12 protein-coding genes are annotated in these 19,196 nt (G+C 51.3%); 8 read left to right on the forward strand and 4 right to left on the reverse strand.

Annotated elements, in window-relative coordinates; all coding sequences use genetic code 11:
- Positions 1-168: 168 nt before the first annotated feature.
- Positions 169-1,872, forward strand: coding sequence for an ABC transporter substrate-binding protein (locus tag NST84_RS06785; protein ID WP_342564851.1), 1,704 nt, complete (start codon positions 169-171; stop codon positions 1,870-1,872).
- A gap of 100 nt (positions 1,873-1,972) precedes the next feature.
- On the opposite strand, the gene NST84_RS06790 is transcribed toward NST84_RS06785, so the two are convergent.
- A complete protein-coding gene (locus NST84_RS06790; RefSeq protein ID WP_342564852.1) occupies positions 1,973-2,869 on the reverse strand; it encodes an AraC family transcriptional regulator in 897 nt (298 codons plus the stop codon).
- 225 nt (positions 2,870-3,094) lie between these two features.
- On the opposite strand from NST84_RS06790, the gene NST84_RS06795 reads away from it, so the two are divergent.
- Positions 3,095-6,478: a DUF5107 domain-containing protein gene (locus NST84_RS06795; protein ID WP_342564853.1), complete on the forward strand. Its 3,384-nt coding sequence runs from the start codon at positions 3,095-3,097 to the stop codon at positions 6,476-6,478.
- A 58-nt stretch (positions 6,479-6,536) separates the two neighbouring features.
- Positions 6,537-8,549 (forward strand): sugar-binding domain-containing protein, encoded by a 2,013-nt coding sequence (locus NST84_RS06800; protein WP_342564854.1) that lies wholly within the window; start codon positions 6,537-6,539, stop codon positions 8,547-8,549.
- A 605-nt stretch (positions 8,550-9,154) separates the two neighbouring features.
- On the opposite strand, the gene NST84_RS06805 is transcribed toward NST84_RS06800, so the two are convergent.
- The 3 genes from NST84_RS06805 to NST84_RS06815 are packed head-to-tail and all read right to left on the reverse strand — an operon-like array spanning position 9,155 to position 11,704.
- On the reverse strand, positions 9,155-10,246 hold the full coding sequence (locus tag NST84_RS06805) for a Gfo/Idh/MocA family oxidoreductase (protein ID WP_342564855.1): 1,092 nt from the start codon (positions 10,244-10,246) through the stop codon (positions 9,155-9,157).
- An 18-nt stretch (positions 10,247-10,264) separates the two neighbouring features.
- On the reverse strand, positions 10,265-11,077 hold the full coding sequence (locus NST84_RS06810) for an undecaprenyl-diphosphate phosphatase (protein ID WP_342564856.1): 813 nt from the start codon (positions 11,075-11,077) through the stop codon (positions 10,265-10,267).
- A 33-nt stretch (positions 11,078-11,110) separates the two neighbouring features.
- Positions 11,111-11,704 (reverse strand): DedA family protein, encoded by a 594-nt coding sequence (locus NST84_RS06815; RefSeq protein WP_342564857.1) that lies wholly within the window; start codon positions 11,702-11,704, stop codon positions 11,111-11,113.
- Between the two features lie 403 nt (positions 11,705-12,107).
- Here NST84_RS06815 and NST84_RS06820 point away from each other — a divergent pair, with 403 nt between their 5' ends.
- The 5 genes from NST84_RS06820 to NST84_RS06840 all read left to right on the forward strand — a co-directional run bounded on the left by NST84_RS06820 (position 12,108) and on the right by NST84_RS06840 (position 19,112).
- A complete protein-coding gene (locus tag NST84_RS06820) occupies positions 12,108-14,375 on the forward strand; it encodes a helix-turn-helix domain-containing protein (protein ID WP_342564858.1) in 2,268 nt (755 codons plus the stop codon).
- Positions 14,376-14,605: 230 nt separating this feature from the next.
- Positions 14,606-15,559, forward strand: a complete 954-nt coding sequence (locus tag NST84_RS06825) for an ABC transporter permease subunit (protein ID WP_342564859.1) — start codon at positions 14,606-14,608, stop codon at positions 15,557-15,559.
- A gap of 15 nt (positions 15,560-15,574) precedes the next feature.
- Entirely contained in the window at positions 15,575-16,474 is a 900-nt protein-coding gene (locus tag NST84_RS06830) for a carbohydrate ABC transporter permease (protein ID WP_342564860.1), read from the forward strand.
- 58 nt (positions 16,475-16,532) lie between these two features.
- Positions 16,533-18,158 (forward strand): ABC transporter substrate-binding protein, encoded by a 1,626-nt coding sequence (locus NST84_RS06835; RefSeq protein ID WP_342564861.1) that lies wholly within the window; start codon positions 16,533-16,535, stop codon positions 18,156-18,158.
- 135 nt (positions 18,159-18,293) lie between these two features.
- The gene (locus NST84_RS06840; RefSeq protein ID WP_342564862.1) at positions 18,294-19,112 is read left to right on the forward strand and encodes a protein phosphatase 2C domain-containing protein; all 819 of its coding nucleotides are present in this window, start codon (positions 18,294-18,296) and stop codon (positions 19,110-19,112) included.
- The last annotated feature ends 84 nt before the right edge of the window (positions 19,113-19,196 follow it).

A 19,196-nucleotide genomic window follows, 5' to 3' on the forward strand; every position in this document is an offset into this window, starting at 1 on the left:
TCGTGTCTATATAATGCTATTTTATGACCTGAAAATCAAGGTATCCGGCCAAAGGCACAGAGTAAAATGAGAGCATCACCAAGAACAGCACTGATAGGCGATGAGGTTTGCAACCGCATTCAAGAAGCTGCTTATGCATCAGATTAGAGCTAAAGGGGGATTTATCAGATGAGTCATAAGGTATCGAAAAAGCTGGGGGCAGCTCTGCTGGCAGGCTTACTGCTGGTATCGGCCGGCTGCAGCAATTCCGGGAACAACGCAGCAGACAGTACGAACGGGAACAGCGGTAATGATACGGAGCCGGTGACCTTTACGTTTTTTGGAGCAGATGCCAGCCCGAACTGGAATAACATGCAGGACGATGTAGGCAAAGAAATTATAGCGAAGACCGGTGTTACCTTACAGGCGGAATTTGATGTCGGCGGCGGGGGCGGACAGGATCGGATTGCCATGATGGCCGCAAGCGGCGAGTACCCGGATATTATTTTCGCCAAAGGGGAGATTGGCAAGCTGGTGGATGCGGAAGCCCTTATGGATCTGACTGATCTGATCGATAAGCACGCGCCCAATATCAAAAAGGTCATGGAAGGCAACATGAACCGCATGAAATACAGCAAGGACAACGAAGCGATTTACTCGATTCCGACGAATGTCGGCGTAGGCGAACAGAAATTTGACGCAACCAACGGCTTCCAGATTCAGCACCGGGTTCTTAAGGAACTCGGCTATCCTGAAGTGAGAACGGTCAAGGATTTTGAGAATGTGCTCAAAGAATATTATGCCAAGCATCCAACGACTGACGGCCAGCCGACCATCCCGATGACACTGAATGCCGACGGGTGGAAGATCATGATTACCGTAACCAACCAGGGGGATATCACGACTGGCGGGGCCAATGATGGAGAGTATTATGTGAACCCGGAGACGTATGAGACGATGCTTCACTACAAAAAACCGGAGGAGAAGGAGTATTTCCGCTGGCTGAATCACATGTACAATGAGGGGCTGCTCGATAAGGACTCTTTTGTGCAAAAGGATGACCAGTACAAAGCGAAAATTGCCAGCGGCCGCGTGCTTGGTCTCAGCTCAGTGGAGTGGGAATACCAGGATGCGGAGAATGCCCTGAAGTCTGCCGGCAAAGACGAGTATACGTACGCGCATTTCCCTGTTACCTTAAATGAAGAATACAAGGATCATGCAATGCAGGCTGTCGGCGTAGACGGCTACGGTATCAGCATTACTACCGCCTGTGAAGATCCGGTCCGGGCGATCAAGTTCCTGGACTGGCTGTCCTCGGAGGAAGGGCAGGTGCTGAGAAACTGGGGTGTTGAAGGCAAAACCTACAATGTGGAGAACGGGAAACGGGTGATGCCGGCCGAAATTCTCGATCAGAAGGTTAATGATGCAGGCAATTTCACCAAAAATACCGGGGTTGGCTTGTATTCCATTTTTGGAGTCCGTTATGGAGACGGTGTGAAGGATTCTACGGATAATTACTATACTACCAACTTCCCGGAACAGATCCTGGCCGAATACTCGGATGCGGAGAAGGAATCTCTGGCCGCGTATAACGCAACCACCTGGAAGGACCTGTTCCCTGCCGAAGACAAATTCCCGGTAAAAGAGTGGGGTGCACTCTACAATATGCCTGTACCGACGGACGGAGACTATCAGGTCATCTACCAGAAGACCCAGGATATTGTCCAAAAGCGGATTCCGGAAGCCATCCTCTCCGGCACAGCCGACTTTGATAAAATCTATGATGACTTTATTGCCGAGCTGAACAAGGCCGGTGCCGAGAAGATGGAGAAGGAATATACAGAGCTGGTTAAAGCGAGAGTGTCGCTGTTTACCGGCAAGGATGTTAAATAGCATATGGTAAAAGAGGGCTCTGCCGGATTAGCGGCAGGGCCCTTATCTGTTGTCGGGCACTTGTGCATATGCAGGGAGGAGGCAGGCCTGCGGCAGCGGTTCAGCCCTTCGGGATGCTGCGGTAGCGGGAGGGCGAGAAGCCGGACATTTTTTTAAACAGTCTGGAAAAATAGTAGGGGTCGCTAATCCCGACAGCCGAGCTGACCTCCTTAATGCTGAGCTCCGTCAGATCGAGCAGCTGGCCGGCCCGCTGAATCTTAAGCCGCAGGAAGTACTCAATCGGAGGGACTCCTGTCTCCAGATTAAACAGGTGGATCAGGTGCTGCTGGGACAGGCCGACATGCCGGGCCAGCTCCGTTAGCCGGATGGATTCTTCCATGTGCTGGTTCATGTACTGGATCGCCTGCTCCAGATAATGCTCCCGTTTTTTCTCCTGTGCTGATTTGCTGGTATTAAGCCCGATGCCGGACAGCAGCTGCCGGGTGGTCTGGGCCACATGCACATGCGAGGTCAGTGAATACGTCCGCTCGGCCAGCAGCTCATAAGCGGGCTGAAACCATTCGGTGAATCTCGCTATTCCGCTGGGGGAAAGGGTAAGCGGCACTGCAGCCAGGCCGAACAGGCTGACAAGCCGGGCAGCATGGTCTCCTTTGAAGTGGAACCAGTAAATGCTCCAGGGGTTCCCGGCAGCGGCCCCGTAGCGGTGGGGAGTGTCCGGCGGAATAATCACCATGTCTCCTTCCCGCATTGCCATCCGTTCCCCGTACCGCAGTTCAACCCATCCCTCGCCTGTTTCACAAAAAATAAAAATATGCGCCGGCGCCCCTTCAGGGCGTTCCCGGAAATGATATTCCGCCTGCGGAAAGTATCCGATATCCGTTACATAGAGCTCTGAAGTCAGCGCCTCCTGCTCCAGCTCCTTCAGCCAATAATCTGGAAGAACGTACAGCTTCTCCTCAGTGAAGCCTTCACGCTTTTGTATCATGCGGGCGGTCATGGCGAGCCTCCTTACTTTTCCTTAAATATAATTATTTGTATGTTTCGCGTTATAAATGATCCTTATATTTCTCGCAGAAACGGATACCGTCCTGTTTAGGACGGTGTAGCCGTTTCTACTTGCCGAATATGAATATAATCCATCACTTCCCGCATTTCGTCAATTGGAACCTTCCCGGCCGGAAGCTAAAGTAGAACTATAAAAGCAAGGGAGGCTAATGCAGACATGAATCAGACAATGAATGCTCATACGCCCGGAGAAAGCCCGGCAGCGGCGGAACAGGTACTGGTATGGGAATCAGAGGTGCTTATTCCTACGTATGAGGCGGGAAAAGCTGACCCGAATCCGATGTTCCTGGAGAAACGGGTCTATCAGGGAAGCACAGGCAAGGTATATCCTCATCCCGTAATTGAGTCCATCTCCGATGTAAAAGCCGATAAAAATTACAAGCTGGTCATTCTCGAAAACAAATATGTACGGATTGAGATCATGCCGGAGATCGGCGGGAGAATCTACCGCGCCTTCGACAAGACGAACCATTATGATTTTGTCTATTATAACCGGGTCATCAAGCCCGCGCTGGTGGGTCTGGCGGGTCCGTGGATTTCCGGCGGAATTGAATTCAACTGGCCGCAGCATCACCGTCCGAACACCTTTGGCCCGGTAGAATACCGTTTTGGGCAATCTGAGGATGGAAGTGCCTCTGTCTGGGTAAGCGAAATCGACCGGATGTACGGCACCAAGGTTACGGCAGAATTCAAGCTCTATCCCGGCAAAGCCTACCTGGAGATTAATGCCCAGCTGTATAACCGGACAGCAGAGCCTCAGACCTTCCTGTGGTGGGCTAACCCGGCAGTAGCGGTCAATGACCATACGCAATCTGTATTTCCTCCGGACGTAACAGCTGTATTCGATCATGGTAAACGCGATGTATCCCGTTTTCCGGTCGCTACCGGAACGTATTATAAACAGGATTACTCCGAAGGCGTCGATATTTCCCGCTATAAGAATATTCCAGTCCCGACCTCTTATATGGCCTACAAATCGGATTATAATTTCGTCGGCGGCTATGACCATGGTGTTCAGGCCGGTCTGCTGCATGTGGCGAATCATCATATCTCCCCCGGCAAAAAGCAATGGACCTGGGGCAACGGGGAGTTCGGACAGGCCTGGGACCGCCAGCTGACCGATGAGGATGGCCCGTATATTGAGCTTATGACCGGTGTCTATACGGACAACCAGCCTGACTTTACCTGGCTGCAGCCGTATGAAGAGAAGACGTTCACGCAGTATTTTATGCCCTACAAACAGATCGGCATGGTGAAAAATGCGTCCATAGAAGCTGCCGTTAACCTGGAAGTGGATACAGCTACCGGCGAAGCCGTTGTCCAGGTATACGCAACTTCGCTCCTGGAGCAGGCTACAGTGACGCTGCAGGGCAGAAACCGTAAATATGTAGAGGAAAAAGCAGATTTATCACCGGAGCAGGTGTTCAAATCCATCGTAGCGCTGGATGCCGGTGAGCAGGAGCATGAGCTGCGGCTGTCGGTCAGAGCGTCAGATGGCCGGCTGCTGATTGCATATCAGCCGAAACGCCCGGAAATTGAGCAGATTCCGGAGGCCGCGAAGCCGCTGGGTGAGCCGCATGAGCTGCGTTCCACTGAAGAGCTGTATCTGGCAGGGCTGCATCTGGAGCAGTACCGGCATGCTACCTTTGAGCCGGAAGCCTACTATCTGGAAGGCCTGAAAAGAGACAGCGGCGATATCCGGCTGAATGTGGCTTATGGTACACTGCTGCTGCGCCGGGGGCTTTACAGTGAGAGTGAGCCGTATTTCCGCAAAGCCATTGAACGGCTGACCTGGAGAAATCCGAATCCGTACGACAGTGAAGCCTACTATCAGCTGGGTGTGGCCCTGCGCGGCCAGAACCGGCTGGATGAAGCCTTTACTGCCTTCCACAAAGCGGTATGGTCGGCGGCCTGGCAGGATGCCGGCTACTTCTCCCTTGCCCAGATTGCCAGCTGCAAGGGCGAATACGCTGAAGCGCTTGATCTGGCTGAACGCTCACTGGTCCGCAATTCCCGCAACTACAAGGCACGCAATCTGAAAGCGGCTATGCTGCGCAAGCTTGGCCGGCATGAGCAGGCACTCGCTCTTGCACAGGAAACTACGGCGCTGGATGTAGCTGACTTCGGCGCTTATAATGAGCAGGCGCTGGCCATTGCTGCACTTGGTGATGCGGCCGCAGCAGAAGGCGTACTGGCGGAACTGAGTCTGCTGATGCGCGATGACGCACATAACTATCTGAACCTGATCGCCGATTATATGGGCTGCGGTCTGCTGAATGAAGCAATTGAAGTTGGCTTGAGCATTATTCCGGCTGAAGGTACAGTGTATCCGATGGTGCATTATGCTCTAGCTGAGCTGTACGCGCTCACAGGCAACAAGGATAAAGCTGAAGCACAGCGTCATGCCGGACAGTCGGCCGACCCGACTTACTGCTTCCCGAATACCCTGTTCGAGCTTGGCCTGCTGGAGAATGCGGTTCGGGCTAATCCTGAAGATGACAAGGCTCATTATTATCTGGGGAACTTCTATTATGATAAAAAACGTCCGGAAGAGGCAATTACCGTCTGGGAACGCTCACGTGAGCTGCGCGGGGACTTTGCAACCGTACACCGTAATCTCGGACTCGCTTATTTCAACAAACAGGGTGATCCGCAGGCAGCGATGGATTCACTGGTGCAAGCCTATGCCTGCTCGCCGGAGGATGTGCGGATTTTGTTTGAGCTGGATCAGCTGCGCAAGAAGCTGGCCTTACCTGCACAGGAGCGGCTGGATATACTCGAAGCTAAGCGGAGCCAGGTGGAGCAGCGGGATGATCTTTTTGTAGAATATGTTACGCTGCTTAATAATCTGGGACGTTACGACGAGGCTCTGGCGGCACTTGACTCCCGCAATTTCCATCCCTGGGAAGGCGGGGAGGGCAAGGTAACCGGACAATATAAATTTGCCCATACCGAGCTTGGCAAGGAATTGCTCAAGGATGGCCGCCGTGAGGAAGCTTTGGCTCATCTTCAGCAGGCGCTTGTATATCCGCTGAATCTTGGCGAGGGTAAGCTTGCCGGGGCGCAGGAAAATAATATCTACTATTATATAGGGCTGGCGTACGAAGGCCTTGGACAGGAGCAGCTGGCTGCGGAGAGCTACAGAACAGCTTCGCAGGGGCTGGAGGAGCCCTCGAGCGCGATGTATTATAATGACCAGCCGCCGGAAATGATCTTTTATCAAGGGCTGGCCTGGCGTAAGCTCGGCAATGAGAAGGAAGCAAAGCGCCGGTTCAATAAGCTGATTGATTACGCGGAGCAGCATATTTTTGACGAAATCAAAATCGATTACTTCGCCGTATCCCTGCCGGACTTCCTCGTATTTGAGGATGACCTGAACCGCCGGAATGTGATTCACTGCCGGTATATGCGCGGACTGGGGCTGCTTGGACTGGGCCGTGCCGGCGAAGCCGCCGGAGAGCTGGAAACGGCACTGGAGCTGGAGCCTAACCATCAGGGAGCGATCATTCACCGCCGTTTGTGCGGGGAGGCAGCGGAGTAAAGCAGGCGTTCTAACATCAGATCCCACGTCAGATCTCACATGAAGGGTTGCGGATACTTTGATTAACAGCGGGCGATATACAACAACACTGGATTCAGGCTGGATGTTCCAGCCTGATCCGCAGAACCAGGGTGAACAACAGGGCTGGCAGGCGGGGGGCTTGCCTTCCCCGGTTCCTGTTTCCGTTCCTCATACCTGGAATGTGCAGGAGGGACTTGAGGAGTTCCGCGGTGCAGGCTGGTATGAACAGAATTTGGATCTTGCCGGTGGAAGGGCAGACAGCAGAGTCAGACTCTTTTTTGAAGGAGCCTATAGGGATACGGATATCTGGGTGAACGGTGCACTGGCCGGCAGTCACTATAATTCGGGATATACGTCGTTTGAGGCGGATATTACACCGTATATTCTGGCCGGAGGGAACAACAGACTGGTAATCAGAGTGGACAACCGGAACAGTGACACGGCGCTCCCTGTGAGCAACAGCTTTGACTGGGCCGATGACGGCGGGCTGATCCGGCCGGTAACGCTGGTGGTAACGGGCAGTACGGCGGTGGAGCACCTGCGGCTAGAGCCAAAGGTTAACTTCAACAATGACGGCCGCGGGCATACAGGCGGTACAATTTCTGCTCATATCAAGCTCTGTGAGCCTCCGGCTGCTGCTGTCCAGGCAGAGATTAAGGTATACCGGAATGAAGCTCCGGTCTGGCAGGGGACAGAGGAGATTATAGCCGGTGCTTTGACCTGGAGCTTTGCCGAAATAGGGCTGGCTGAAGTCGATTTGTGGCATTTTGATCATCCGCATCTGTATGAGCTTGAAGTTGTGCTGCGTACCGGAAGCGGAATTCAGGACCGGATTGTCCGTTCCTTTGGTTTCCGGGAGATCATGGTGCAGGGCCAGCAGCTGCTGCTTAACCGTGAACCGGTCCGGCTGATGGGCGTGGAGTGGATGCCAGGCTCGCACCCGGATGCCGGGATGGCCGAGAAGCTGGAAGATCTTAAGGCGATGCTGGTCAGGCTGAAAGAGGCTAACTGCATCATCACCCGCTTCCACTGGCAGCAGGGTAATGAACTGCTGGACTGGTGCGACCAGAGCGGTCTGCTGGTCCAGGAGGAGATTCCACACTGGCAGCAGCCGGCTGAACCGGGGAAGGACACCCGCCAGCTTGCTTTGAGCCAGGCCAAAGAGATGATTGCCAGCCACTCGCATCACCCTTGCATCTTCGCCTGGGGAATGGGCAACGAGCTGGACGGCCAATCAGCGTTAACGAACGAGTATATGGTGCAGCTTAAAAAGGAGTTTCTGCAGCTTGATTCAACCCGGTTGGTGAACTATGTAAGCAATACGCTGCAGCTCCAGCCGGCATCCGATGCTACGGGGGCGGGGGATATGCTGATGTGGAACGACTATATCGGCACCTGGCATGGTGATCTCGATGAAGAAGAGGTTATCCGGCAGATCATCGCTGATCATCCGGACAAGCCGCTTGTTGTAGCGGAATACGGCCTGTGCGAGCCTGCCTTTGAGGGCGGGGATGCCAGAAGAATTGAGATTCTCAGGGATAAAACAGCGATTTACCGCCGTTATCCGGCGTTTGCGGCGCTGATCTATTTCAGCCTGAATGATTACCGCACACAAATGGGCGAGGAAGGAACCGGCCGGCTCATGCAAAGAGTGCATGGATCGCTGGATCTTTACAACCAGACGAAGCCCTCCTATGCCGCTTTGCGGGAAGAGTCTTCACCGCTGAAAATTGACGGAGAGCCGGTATGGAAGGCTGGAGGACTTGAGCTGACGCTGGAGTGCCGGAACGATATTCCGAGCTACTCAGTCCGAGGATATACCTTGTCGGTTGCCCTGCCGGGCGGTGAGGTGATCTCGCAGCAGCTTCCTGATCTGGTGCCGGGAGAGGTGCGGACGGTGCATGTGGACCTGCCGGATGGTGCCGGCAGTGCCAGCGGAACTAACGATGGTGCTGGCAGTGCAGGCGAAGCTAAGGAGAATTGTGCCCGTACTGCGACATTGTCCATACTCCGTCCTACCGGCTTCAGTGTGCTGGAGCTGCAGCTGTAGCGAACTGGATTTGTAGCGTTACTTTAAGTAATCAGGATTTATGGATAGGAAAGTTTAAAGCCCATGAGAACGGTTGTTTAACCTTCTCATGGGCTTTTTGTTGTCAGTTAGCTGAAGAGGCAAAAGTGCCTCTGAATCCAGCCCAGGTGGCTAACTCGGCCAAATGAGAGGCACAAATGCCTCTGAATCCGTACCAAATGGCCAACTCAGCCAAATGAGAGGCAAAAGTGCCTCTGAATCCGGCGAAAGTAGCTAACTCAGCCAAATGAGAGGCAAAAGTGCCTCTGAATCCGGCGAAAGTAGCTAACTCGGCCAAATGAGAGGCAAAAATGCCTCTGAATCGGGCGAAAGTAGCTAACTCGGCCAAATGAGAGGCACAAATGCCTCTAAATTCGGCGAAAGTGGTCATCCCGGCCAAATGAGAGGCACAAATGCCTCTGAATCCGGGGAAAGTGGCCAACTCAGCCAAATGAGAGGCAAAAGTGCCTCTGAATCCGTGCCAAATGGCCAACTCGGCCAAATGAGAGGCAAAAATGCCTCTGAATTCGGCGAAAGTAGCCTTTCCGGCCCGGAGGCCGCGCTCCAGGTAAATCAATATTTGTCCCTTACTTATCTGCTTTAAGCTCATCGGCCCCAAGCTCATTCCCCACAGTAACACTATTCCCCGACACAATAGCCTCATCGACCGCGAACGCCAGCCTCACATCGGTCAGGGCATCCGCCAGCGAATACGCGGAAACGCCCGTATGCAGGAAGTCAGCCATATTCAGCAGCGCCTGCCCGATCCCGATCTCTTCATCCGAAAGCGGGGCAGCCGTAAAAGGGTTACAGAACAGGCTATGCTGTCCTGCCCGCAGTTCTCGCAGACCCAGGCTGTCCAGACTGCCCTCCTGTCCGCCTTGAACCCGCATAATATTCAGATGCTCTGTCTCTTCCGTCCCCAGCCGGCGGATAATCTCATTATCGCGGATTTCCCCGTGCGACCCGCGGATCAGGACGCGGTTGGTGCGCAGCGGTGAGAAGTATTGGGAGCGGGTGAAGTCGAGCACGGCGCTCTGGCCGGAGGGGAAGACCATGATGGCAATATCCTGCTGCTCTGTTTTCAGGATGTCCTCTGCTGCACGCCCCCGGTAGGAGAAGTCCATAATCGGGAGCTCGACCCGGCGGGCGGTAATTTCACAGGCTGTGCCTGTGACGGGGAGCCACCTGCGGATTAGGCTGATGCCGTGATACCCGTGCGCCACCGAGACTTGAACATGGCCGATTTGCCCCAGCTCTCCTGCCTTGATATAGGCGGTTCGCGCCTGATGATGCGGCAGCAGCGGATATTGCTCGGCCACCTGGATCAGCGGGCTGCTCACGGCAAGAGGGCGCAGCCGCTCATATTCAGCCGGAGTAGAGGCGGTAGGTGTTTCAGCCAGCACAGGAATGTTCAGAGCTGCCAGCTCCAGAAGCAACGGCGCAGCCGCTGTTTTGGACACCGCCAGCACCACAAAATCACTCTCAGCCGCAAGGCGCTCCACCGAGCTGTATACAGTAAGGTTATATTTTGCGATCAGCTGCTGATATTTTGCCGGATTACGGATCAGCACACCGCTTACCTTAAACTGCTGCGGCAACAGGTTAGCGAGTCTGAGATACATCTCCGCCCGCCAGCCGCTGCCGATAATGCCGAACCGGATAGGCTTATTGACCATTAAAGTTCACCTTTTCCCTTAGAGAAAAATTAGTAGAAGCGTGCCGACCGCGAAGCAGTAGTACGAAAAGTAGATCAGATTGCCCTTGGCCATAATGCCGATAAACCAGCGCATGGCAAAATAGGTGGCCACCAGCGTTGTAAGGAAAGCAATGACGTAGGGGATGGCCAGCTGCGCCCGGTTTGGATCGTTCGCAATATCGGATGCCCCCAGAATCAGGCCGCCGATGCTGATCGGAATATACAGCATGAACGAAAATTTAAGCGCCGTTTCCTGCTTCATGCCGACCGCAATGGAGGCAATCACCGTCGAGCCGGAGCGGCTGATGCCGGGAATCAGCGCTACCGCCTGGGCCAGACCGACAATAAGCGCATCCCTGACTGTAAGGTTGCCGTCCCTCTTTTGTCCCCGGAGATTGCGGATCAGCCACAGGGCGACCCCTGTAATCAGCAAGCTGATGGAGACGGTATGTACGGAAGTGAAAATCCGCTCAATCGTGTCTTTGAACAGCACTGCAGCAACAGCTGCGGGGATCGTACCGATAATAATGTAAAGACAGAACATGAAGTCGGCCTTATACTCTGCACGGCGGGTCTGCATATAACGGTAACCGCCCGTGATTAACGACTTGATATCATTCCGGAAAATAAACATGATAGCAATTAGTGAAGCAGTGTTGGTCAGTATTTCAAACGACAACCCGTTCTGCTCCATGCCAAGCAGACGCTGCGCGATAATCAGGTGTCCGCTCGAAGAGACGGGGATCGGCTCCGTCACTCCCTGAACGATCCCGAGCAGCAGATATTTTAGCCAGGTTACTATGTTTTCCATTTGTTCCTCCTGATTGATGAAATGTATCCCTCTTTAGGCCTGTCTGTTTCTGAACCGTTTCAAATACACATAGAAACCGAAGCCCAGAATAAATACGGCAGCCGTCGGAAGGATGTATGGCTTGATGATTTCGTCCACATGCTCCCATTGTGAGCCTAGCTTATAGCCCAGATAAACGTACAGTGAAGTGATAGGAAGCATCGCTAAAAAGGTATACAGACTGAATTTTAACACATTCATTTTGGCCATTCCGCATGGTACGGAGATGAGCGTTCTGACCCCGGGTATAAACCGCCCGTAAAACGCAACGCCGCTGCCGTATTTTTCGAAAAAACGGTCGGATGCCACTAAATGATGAGGGCGGATAAAGATATACTTGCCGTATTTTTCAATAAAGGGCCTCCCGCCGAACCGGCCGATCGCATACAACGTTAACGGACCGAAGGTTCCTCCTACTGTGCCTGCCAGAATCGTTAATACCAGCTTCATGTCTCCGAGATAAACCCAATAACCCGCAAGCGGAAGCACGAGCTCGGCCGGGACAAACTCAAAGGACAGGGCAATGACTATACCGGCGTACGACAAATCTTTGAAGAACAGGATGAATTCTGTAATCCATTGCGTCATGTGGTTTCCTCCAGGCATTTAATCGTTTTTTTAGGGAATAATCGTTTGATTTAATCTCTACTAAAATAAAGATTAACAATTGCTAGTAGGAGTTGTCAAAATTAAGAGCTTATTTTAGCATAATATAAAAGAATAAATAAAGGGGTGTCCATGCAAAGTTCGACATTTTGCGAGTATTTTACAGGACTGAGGGCTATCATTTGTGTTATCATAACAACAAGTGAAGGTAGACTATAGTCATAAATAGGATATAATTACAAAAGAGAATTTTCATAACACATACACATCACATGCAATCCGTTACTCTCCGTAATTCAGAAGATTATCAGCAGAGAAGCCCATTGCATGCGGGGCTTCTCTGTTTGATTTGTTAGCGGTTACATAGTTAATAGGGGGACATGCAATGAAGAAAATACCGATGATGCTGCAGCTGGCAGTCATTCTATTCTGTATCATGGCCATACCGACTGCCATACTGACGTGGTACAGCGGGGCGCAGATAATAGAAAACTCAGAGACGGCCATCGGAGAATCTGCATTAGCCGGGCTGAATGCTAACCGTAAGCTGAACGAGAATGCCCTGGCCAATCTGGCCCAGGACACGGCGCGTCTGGCTGCCGCTAATGTATTTGAACCGATCCGCGGCTTTGAAACCTACAACGAAGTGAATGCAAGCTACACTAATTACACCAAGGCGAAGTCTGTGCTGAATGAGCTGCTGAACTTGAACCGCCGTGTTGACGGTGTAAGCTCCTCCTATTTTTATCTGACGGATTCTGATTATGTCATTTCTACTGATAACGCTATCACAACGCTGGAGCGTTACGAGCCGATGGAATGGACAACAGAAGCCCTTGAGAATCAGAGGGGAATCAGCGGAGTGTGGGTCCCGCGCAAGCTGGCCTCTGGTGAACCTGTGGTGTCTTATGTCTATCCGCTGAACCGTCTTTCCTCTCCCACAAGCGGATTGATCGTCGTCAATATGAAGGAGAGCCAGATCGGTAAATATCTGAATATAACAAAAGCAGAGGACAGTAACTCTCTGCTGCTGGGAGCAGACGGGAAAATCATTTCGCACAGTGACAAGGCGCTGCTCCTTACTGACGGCTTGGAACTGCCGTTTGTGCAGGAAATTCTGAATCAGAATTCCAGTGAAGGCTATGCTTTCCGCGAGCTGGACGGTAACCGGATGGTTTACGCCTGGAGCCGCTCGGCACTCTCCGGATGGTGGAATGTAAGCTGGAGCTCGATGGATGAGCTGATGACCAAATCCAGGGAAATGCAGGGCAATATTATTGTGCTCACCGGAGCGATGATAGTGCTTGGTACTGTTCTGGCAGTCATCCTGGCAATCTGGCTGTCAAGGCCGCTCAGACAGCTGGTGCGGTCGATCCGCTCGAAAAGTAATTTGGAGGTGGCCGGGAAAAATGAGCTTGCCTTCCTCGATATGGCATTCAAACGGATGCAGGAGGAGGAAGAAGGGCTGTTCCGGCTGCTGCAGGAGCGTGAGGAGGATACCCGCAGCTTCGCGGTTCACCGGCTGCTGCGCGGGGAAATTCCGCCGCGGCTGGCCGAGGTGTTCCCGGAGGCGTGTTACAGGGTTGTTGCAGTCTCGATTGACCGGTACAGAGTATATGTCGGCAATACCAATGTGGAGACCCGCAGCTATCACCGTTATCTATTGAATGCCAAGTACGAGAGCCTGTTCCCTGAAGGAATTGTGGCCCACTCTGTCTATCATACTGACGGCAGTATTGTAGTGGTGCTGAACTTTGCCCAGGAGGATCACGGCTGCAGCAACGATTCGCTTCAGCAGGCGCTGGAAGCGATCCGTGATGAATCGCTTGAGCTGCTGGAGCATACTGTCACCATTGGCGTAAGTGATATAGCGGATGCACCTGAAATGGTTGCCGAGCGGCTGTTTGAAGCGATGGAATTAATTAAGCAGCGCATGATTAAGGGTGCCGGAAGCATTATGTACTGGCAGGAGGAAGAAGAGCACAGCCGCAAATATTTGGATTCCGAAAACAGCGAGCGGCGGATTCTCAACTTCCTGGATGCCGGAGATCTGGATGGGATTAGCAAGGAGCTGGAGAATATCCGCTGTATGATCAGTGCCGAGCAGCATATTTCGTACGATAATATTATGTTTATCTATCACCAGCTGATCGGTGCAACAATCAAGCATCTGCGTGAGAATCATATCAGCACCGGAAGAACCGTTATGGGTAAGGGGGATATTTACAGTGTGCTGGCAGCAATGGATACACTGGATGAGCTGGAGGAGTATCTGCAGGCGTTTTTCCGGGAGATTGTCCAGAACCTGGACCGCGGCACCGGCGAGACGAATCACGGGGAACGGGTTATCCAGTATTTGCAGGATCATTATAAAGAAGAAATTGTCCTGAAGGATATGAGCACCGAATTCGGTATCAGTTACTCTTATATGCGCAAGATCGTCTATGAGCTGACCGGAAAAAGCATGATCGATTATCTGAACCAGCTGCGGATCGACAAAGCCAAGGAGCTGCTGCTCGATACAGATCTGACGATTAAGCAGGTGGCTGCAGAGGTCGGCTACTATAATGTCCAGAGCTTCAACCGCTTTTTCCGCAAGTATGAGGGTATGCCGCCAAGCAGTTACAAAACGGCCAAGAGCAAGAGCTCCTAGGAGACGGCTCATGGCCGTTTTTCTTTTGTGAATATATGTTAATGAAAACGTTTTAGGCTATCAAAAATGATCATTCACCCTCCTGAAAGCCCTTTAAAACCGCGATTCTATCAGTTTTGATGGAGAGCAGCATTACTCATGGTTTTCAAAAGCGGGCAATGGGGCTAGCATAGAAGTCGAGCCGGTCAACACATCCGGCACAGAGATGAAATGGTTCAGGAGGTGAGATTTTGAAAGTTGCAAACGCTTCAAAGACAAATCAAAATGCTCTACTAAGAAAGAATTCGCGCTTCAGTTTTTTACAGCGTGACTGGCAGCTCTACTTGCTTGTAGCAATTCCGCTGGCTTTTGTAATCGTATTCAAATACTTCCCGATGGCCGGGCTTGTAATCGCTTTTAAGGATTATAAGATCGCAAGAGGCTTCTGGGGCAGTGAGTGGGTCGGCTTCCAAATATTCCAGGATATTTTCTCCAAGCCTGATTTCACAAAAGCGATCCGCAATACGCTGCTGCTCAACATTCTTGATCTCATATTCAGCTTCACGATGCCGATTATACTGGCCCTGATGCTGAATGAAGTCAAAAGTGTCAAGTTCAAACGCGTTAACCAAACCTTATTGTATCTGCCTCACTTCCTGTCCTGGGTTATTATCGGGGCCATTGCGTATCAGCTGCTTAGTGAAGGTAACGGGGTCGTCAACAATCTGATTGAAATGATGGGCGGTACCCGTGTGCCATTCCTGCAAGAGGATACGAACTGGCTGGTCAGCTATCTGGCCATCGGCGTATGGCAGAGTATGGGCTGGGGAACGATCATTTACCTTGCTTCAATCAGCGGGATCAACCCGGAAATGTATGAAGCGGCAACGGTTGATGGAGCCGGACGCTGGAGAAAGGTATGGAATATTACCATTCCATCCATCCGTGCAACCATAGTAACGCTGCTCATCATGAATCTCGGAAAAGTTATGGAAGGCTCGTTCGAGCGTATCTGGTCTTTGCAGAATAGGGCCACCACAGAGTTCACAACGACCATACCGGTGCTGGTGTATCGTTGGGGGATCGAATCCGGTAACTTCAGCCGGGCGACAGCGGTTGGATTATTCCAGTCCGTAATCGGAATCATTCTTGTAATCACGGCTGACCGTGTTGCCAAAAAACTTGGCGAAGACGGCATTTTATAGAAAGGAGAGAACCCGATGAGCGCATCAACCGGCAATCCTGCCGCACCAAGCAAAGGTCGTTTTGATATCTGGGATATTCTAATTAAATTCGTTATTATTCTATTCTCACTAGCCTGTTTATTACCGTTCCTGCATGTGGTATCGAAGTCCATGAGTGCTGACTCTTTTGTTATTGCCAATCAGGTATTTCTGTGGCCTAAGGGCTTCACTCTGGATGCATACAGCAAAATTTTTGCTGATGCGAGTATCCTCCGCTCCTTGTACATTTCGGTTATCGTGACCGTAATGTTCACCGTGCTGGGAATGGTTCTGACCATCTGCGCAGCTTATCCGCTGTCCAGAGCCCAATTTAAGGGCAGCCGGGTTATCACCTTCATCTTCCTGTTCACCATGTATTTCAGCGGAGGGATTATCCCGGATTACATGAACATTAACAATCTGGGTCTGATGGATACGATCTGGTCACTGGTTCTGCCGCTATCCTTCAGTGCTTTTAACCTGCTGATTTTGAAGACGTCACTGACAAGCAGTATTCCAGTGAGTCTGGAAGAATCTGCGCGGATCGACGGCGCCGGACATTTCCGGATTCTCTGGAGTATTGTGATTCCGCTTTCCAAGCCAATTATTGCTACACTGTCGCTCTTCTACGCAGTTGGCCGCTGGAACGCCTATCAGGACGCTCTGTTCTATATCAAGCATGCCACTGATCTGCGGCCGCTGCAGCTCAAGCTCTACTATCTGGTCATCCAGGCCAGCGAGAGCTTCCAGCTGGAAGCCACTACCGTAACACTCAGTAATCCGGAAGTTCTTAAAGCGTCGGTCGTAGTCTTTGCAACTTTACCTATTCTTTGCGTCTATCCGTTTGTTCAGAAATACTTCGTACAAGGTACGATGCTGGGCGCAGTCAAAGAGTAGCTGTAAATTCCGCAAGCAGCAGTTATACAGTCCGAAAATTCAAAATGGGGGTATTACAATGAACAAAAAGGGTTATGTATCCTTAATGATGGCATCTGTCCTGACAGCCGGTTTGCTTGCCGGTTGCTCCAGTAATAACAACAGTGCAGGAAGCAGCAACGCACCTGCCAACAATCTGGCAGAAGGTGAATTTGCCGATTATTCACAGGGCTTCCCTGAGAAAGTAACGATCGATATTCCGGTCTATGAGCGTGCGTTCGAAGGCTGGAACGTAACAGACAACTATTACACCCGCTGGGTTCAGTCCGAGTTCGGTGATAAGAACAACATCGAGGTCAACTTTATTCCGATCACCCGCAGCAGTGAAGTAACGGATTATGAGCAGCTGCTGGCATCGCACAAGGCTCCGGATATTATTTTCCACTATGACATGCCGCAGGCGCTGACTTATTACGGTGAGGATGTTATGCAGCCGCTTAATTATGAAGAAATAGAAAATTATGCTCCTACTTACTGGGCAAATATGGGTGAAACGATCCAGCAATACGGTACAGTGGACGATCAGAACATCTTCTTCTTCGCAGCACGTCCGGAAGCGGACAACTTTGTCAACATGATCCGTAAGGACTGGGTGGAGAAGGTTGGCATGAAAGTGGAAGACTTGACTTCCCTCGAGAAGTACAATGAAATGCTGGTGAAATGGAAAGAAGCGGGACTTGGCGTAACTGCCGGTAACCTGATCCAGAACAGCTTTAACTACAGCTATGCCTTCCGTGAATGGCCGGTTGATCCGGAATACCGTGCGCTGTACTCTGACCTGAGTGTAGCTGACTTCACGACCGCAGATACTGAGCGTTTCCTGCGCAATATGAACTATCAGTACAACAACGGCCTGATCGATAAGGAATTCTATCTCCGCAGCGATGATAACAAGGTAAAAGCGGAATTTGTTGCCGGCAAAACAGGTACTTATGCAACCTATCTGACCAACAACGCTGACGTTTTCGCAGCTACTTTGGCTAACAATCCGGAAGCGGAATTTGCTGTAATCCCTACTTATGCATTGGTACCTGAAGGCAATAAGCCTCAGCAGCGTGCCTACTGGCCGTTCGGCTTCATCATGGGGATCAACTATGAAACTACAGCAGAGGAACGTGCTGCAGTCTGGATGTACCTGGAATGGCTGAGCCAGCCGGAGAACCTGTTCAAGTTCCAGAACGGTGTGGAAGGCGAGAACTATACGCTTGACGCAGAAGGCATTGCAGTGAAGAACCCTGATTTCAAGGGCGAATCTGTTCTGGCACAAAACAACAACAAAGACTACTGGGCACTGGTAACTGAAATCGCTCAATATCCGGATGCCGACAAGACACTGAAATCCAACATGCGCAACTGGTCACCTGCCGGCTATGAATACCTGGCTGAAGATATGGTGAAATACTACAACGAAGCTGCTGAATTCCGCACACCGGATGCAATGTTCACTACAGTACTTGAAAAAGTTAACGAGTATAAAGCAGACCTGAACTCCCTGTTCCAGGATCTGTATGTGAAGACTGTCCTGGCACCGGAAGCTGAGTTCGACGCAACCTATGCAGAAGCCAAAGAAGCCTTCCTCAAAGCAGGGTACCAGGAAATCCTTGATGAGAAGCAGGCTGCGATCGATGCGGGTAAGTTCCGTTAAGATTACAGGCTAGGACTAACTGAATAGCAGTTATAAAAAGTCCCCGGCGGATATCCACAGTAGTGGAGGTCTGGCGGGGGTTTTCTGTTATTTGCGGGGGATGTATACTAATTGAAACTTGAACGGAGGAACAGTATGGAACATGAGGTCTTTAAGTACAGCTGGGTAGGCAGTGATGAATCGTATTTAGATCATGTAGAGGTTAATACACAGCAAAATATAGTTATCGGGCACTTCGGCGGGAGCACTGCGGCAGGAGCCGATAAAAATGAAGACGGGGCCTTTGTGTTAAACGGGATTAATAACAGCTGGGAATTCGTTATGCTTCTGGATGCACACAAAACCGCAGAGAGTGCAGAACTGCTGATCAATACAATTGACAGTGAAGCAGATGTTATCCTGAGCCTCCTTTCCCAGCCGGTTAACAGAGCATTTATCGCGCTGGAGGAGTTTGTATTATCTATTTTCAAGTCGGAAGCTTTTTTGAAAAAATGCAGGCAGGTTAAAGGGGAAACAGCATGCCTGATCTGCTGCCGGATGGATAATTTCATGTGGTGGTTGTCTGTGGGAGATAATTCGGTGTATCTGCTTCATCCTGAGTTGGCTGCCCGCGGTCAATATTTATTGAACCAGCGTAATTTTTATGAATGGATCGGCTGCGTCAACACATTTGATCAGCCTGTGACCTGCTACTCTTCTGGAATCCGCGAGCTGCGCAGCGGACTTAACCGGATCGTGATGACTACAGACGGTCTTTTGGAGAACGGTACAAGGTTACTTGAGGACCCAAATAAGCTGTATCTTGCATTCACTGCCGAAGACGATTTAGAGGAGTGCGTGAAGGATTCCTTATTGCAGGTGCGTCAGGAACTAGGCCGGGATAGCGCCACCGTAATCGCCTGGAGTTACTACAATGATAGGACAGCAGCAATGCCAAGTGATGAACCGCGTTAGATAACTGTTTAGAGGCCCGTACCTTTTTCACCCGTACATGCACTTCTGGGCACTAACCCACATACAATAAAAGGACCATGAACC

The sequence above is a fragment of the Paenibacillus sp. FSL R7-0345 genome, assembly GCF_038595055.1.
In the GTDB taxonomy this organism is placed as follows: Bacteria; Bacillota; Bacilli; order Paenibacillales; family Paenibacillaceae; genus Paenibacillus_AQ.

Excerpts from the sequence above, each read along its gene's own strand:
- NST84_RS06805 (WP_342564855.1), bottom strand. The coding sequence starts at position 10,246 with ATGGTCAATAAGCCTATCCGGTTCGGCATTATCGGCAGCGGCTGGCGG.
- NST84_RS06810 (WP_342564856.1), bottom strand. The coding sequence starts at position 11,077 with ATGGAAAACATAGTAACCTGGCTAAAATATCTGCTGCTCGGGATCGTT.
- NST84_RS06785 (WP_342564851.1), top strand. The coding sequence starts at position 169 with ATGAGTCATAAGGTATCGAAAAAGCTGGGGGCAGCTCTGCTGGCAGGC.
- NST84_RS06830 (WP_342564860.1), top strand. The coding sequence starts at position 15,575 with ATGAGCGCATCAACCGGCAATCCTGCCGCACCAAGCAAAGGTCGTTTT.
- NST84_RS06795 (WP_342564853.1), top strand. The coding sequence starts at position 3,095 with ATGAATCAGACAATGAATGCTCATACGCCCGGAGAAAGCCCGGCAGCG.
- NST84_RS06815 (WP_342564857.1), bottom strand. The coding sequence starts at position 11,704 with ATGACGCAATGGATTACAGAATTCATCCTGTTCTTCAAAGATTTGTCG.
- NST84_RS06835 (WP_342564861.1), top strand. The coding sequence starts at position 16,533 with ATGAACAAAAAGGGTTATGTATCCTTAATGATGGCATCTGTCCTGACA.
- NST84_RS06790 (WP_342564852.1), bottom strand. The coding sequence starts at position 2,869 with ATGACCGCCCGCATGATACAAAAGCGTGAAGGCTTCACTGAGGAGAAG.
- NST84_RS06840 (WP_342564862.1), top strand. The coding sequence starts at position 18,294 with ATGGAACATGAGGTCTTTAAGTACAGCTGGGTAGGCAGTGATGAATCG.
- NST84_RS06820 (WP_342564858.1), top strand. The coding sequence starts at position 12,108 with ATGAAGAAAATACCGATGATGCTGCAGCTGGCAGTCATTCTATTCTGT.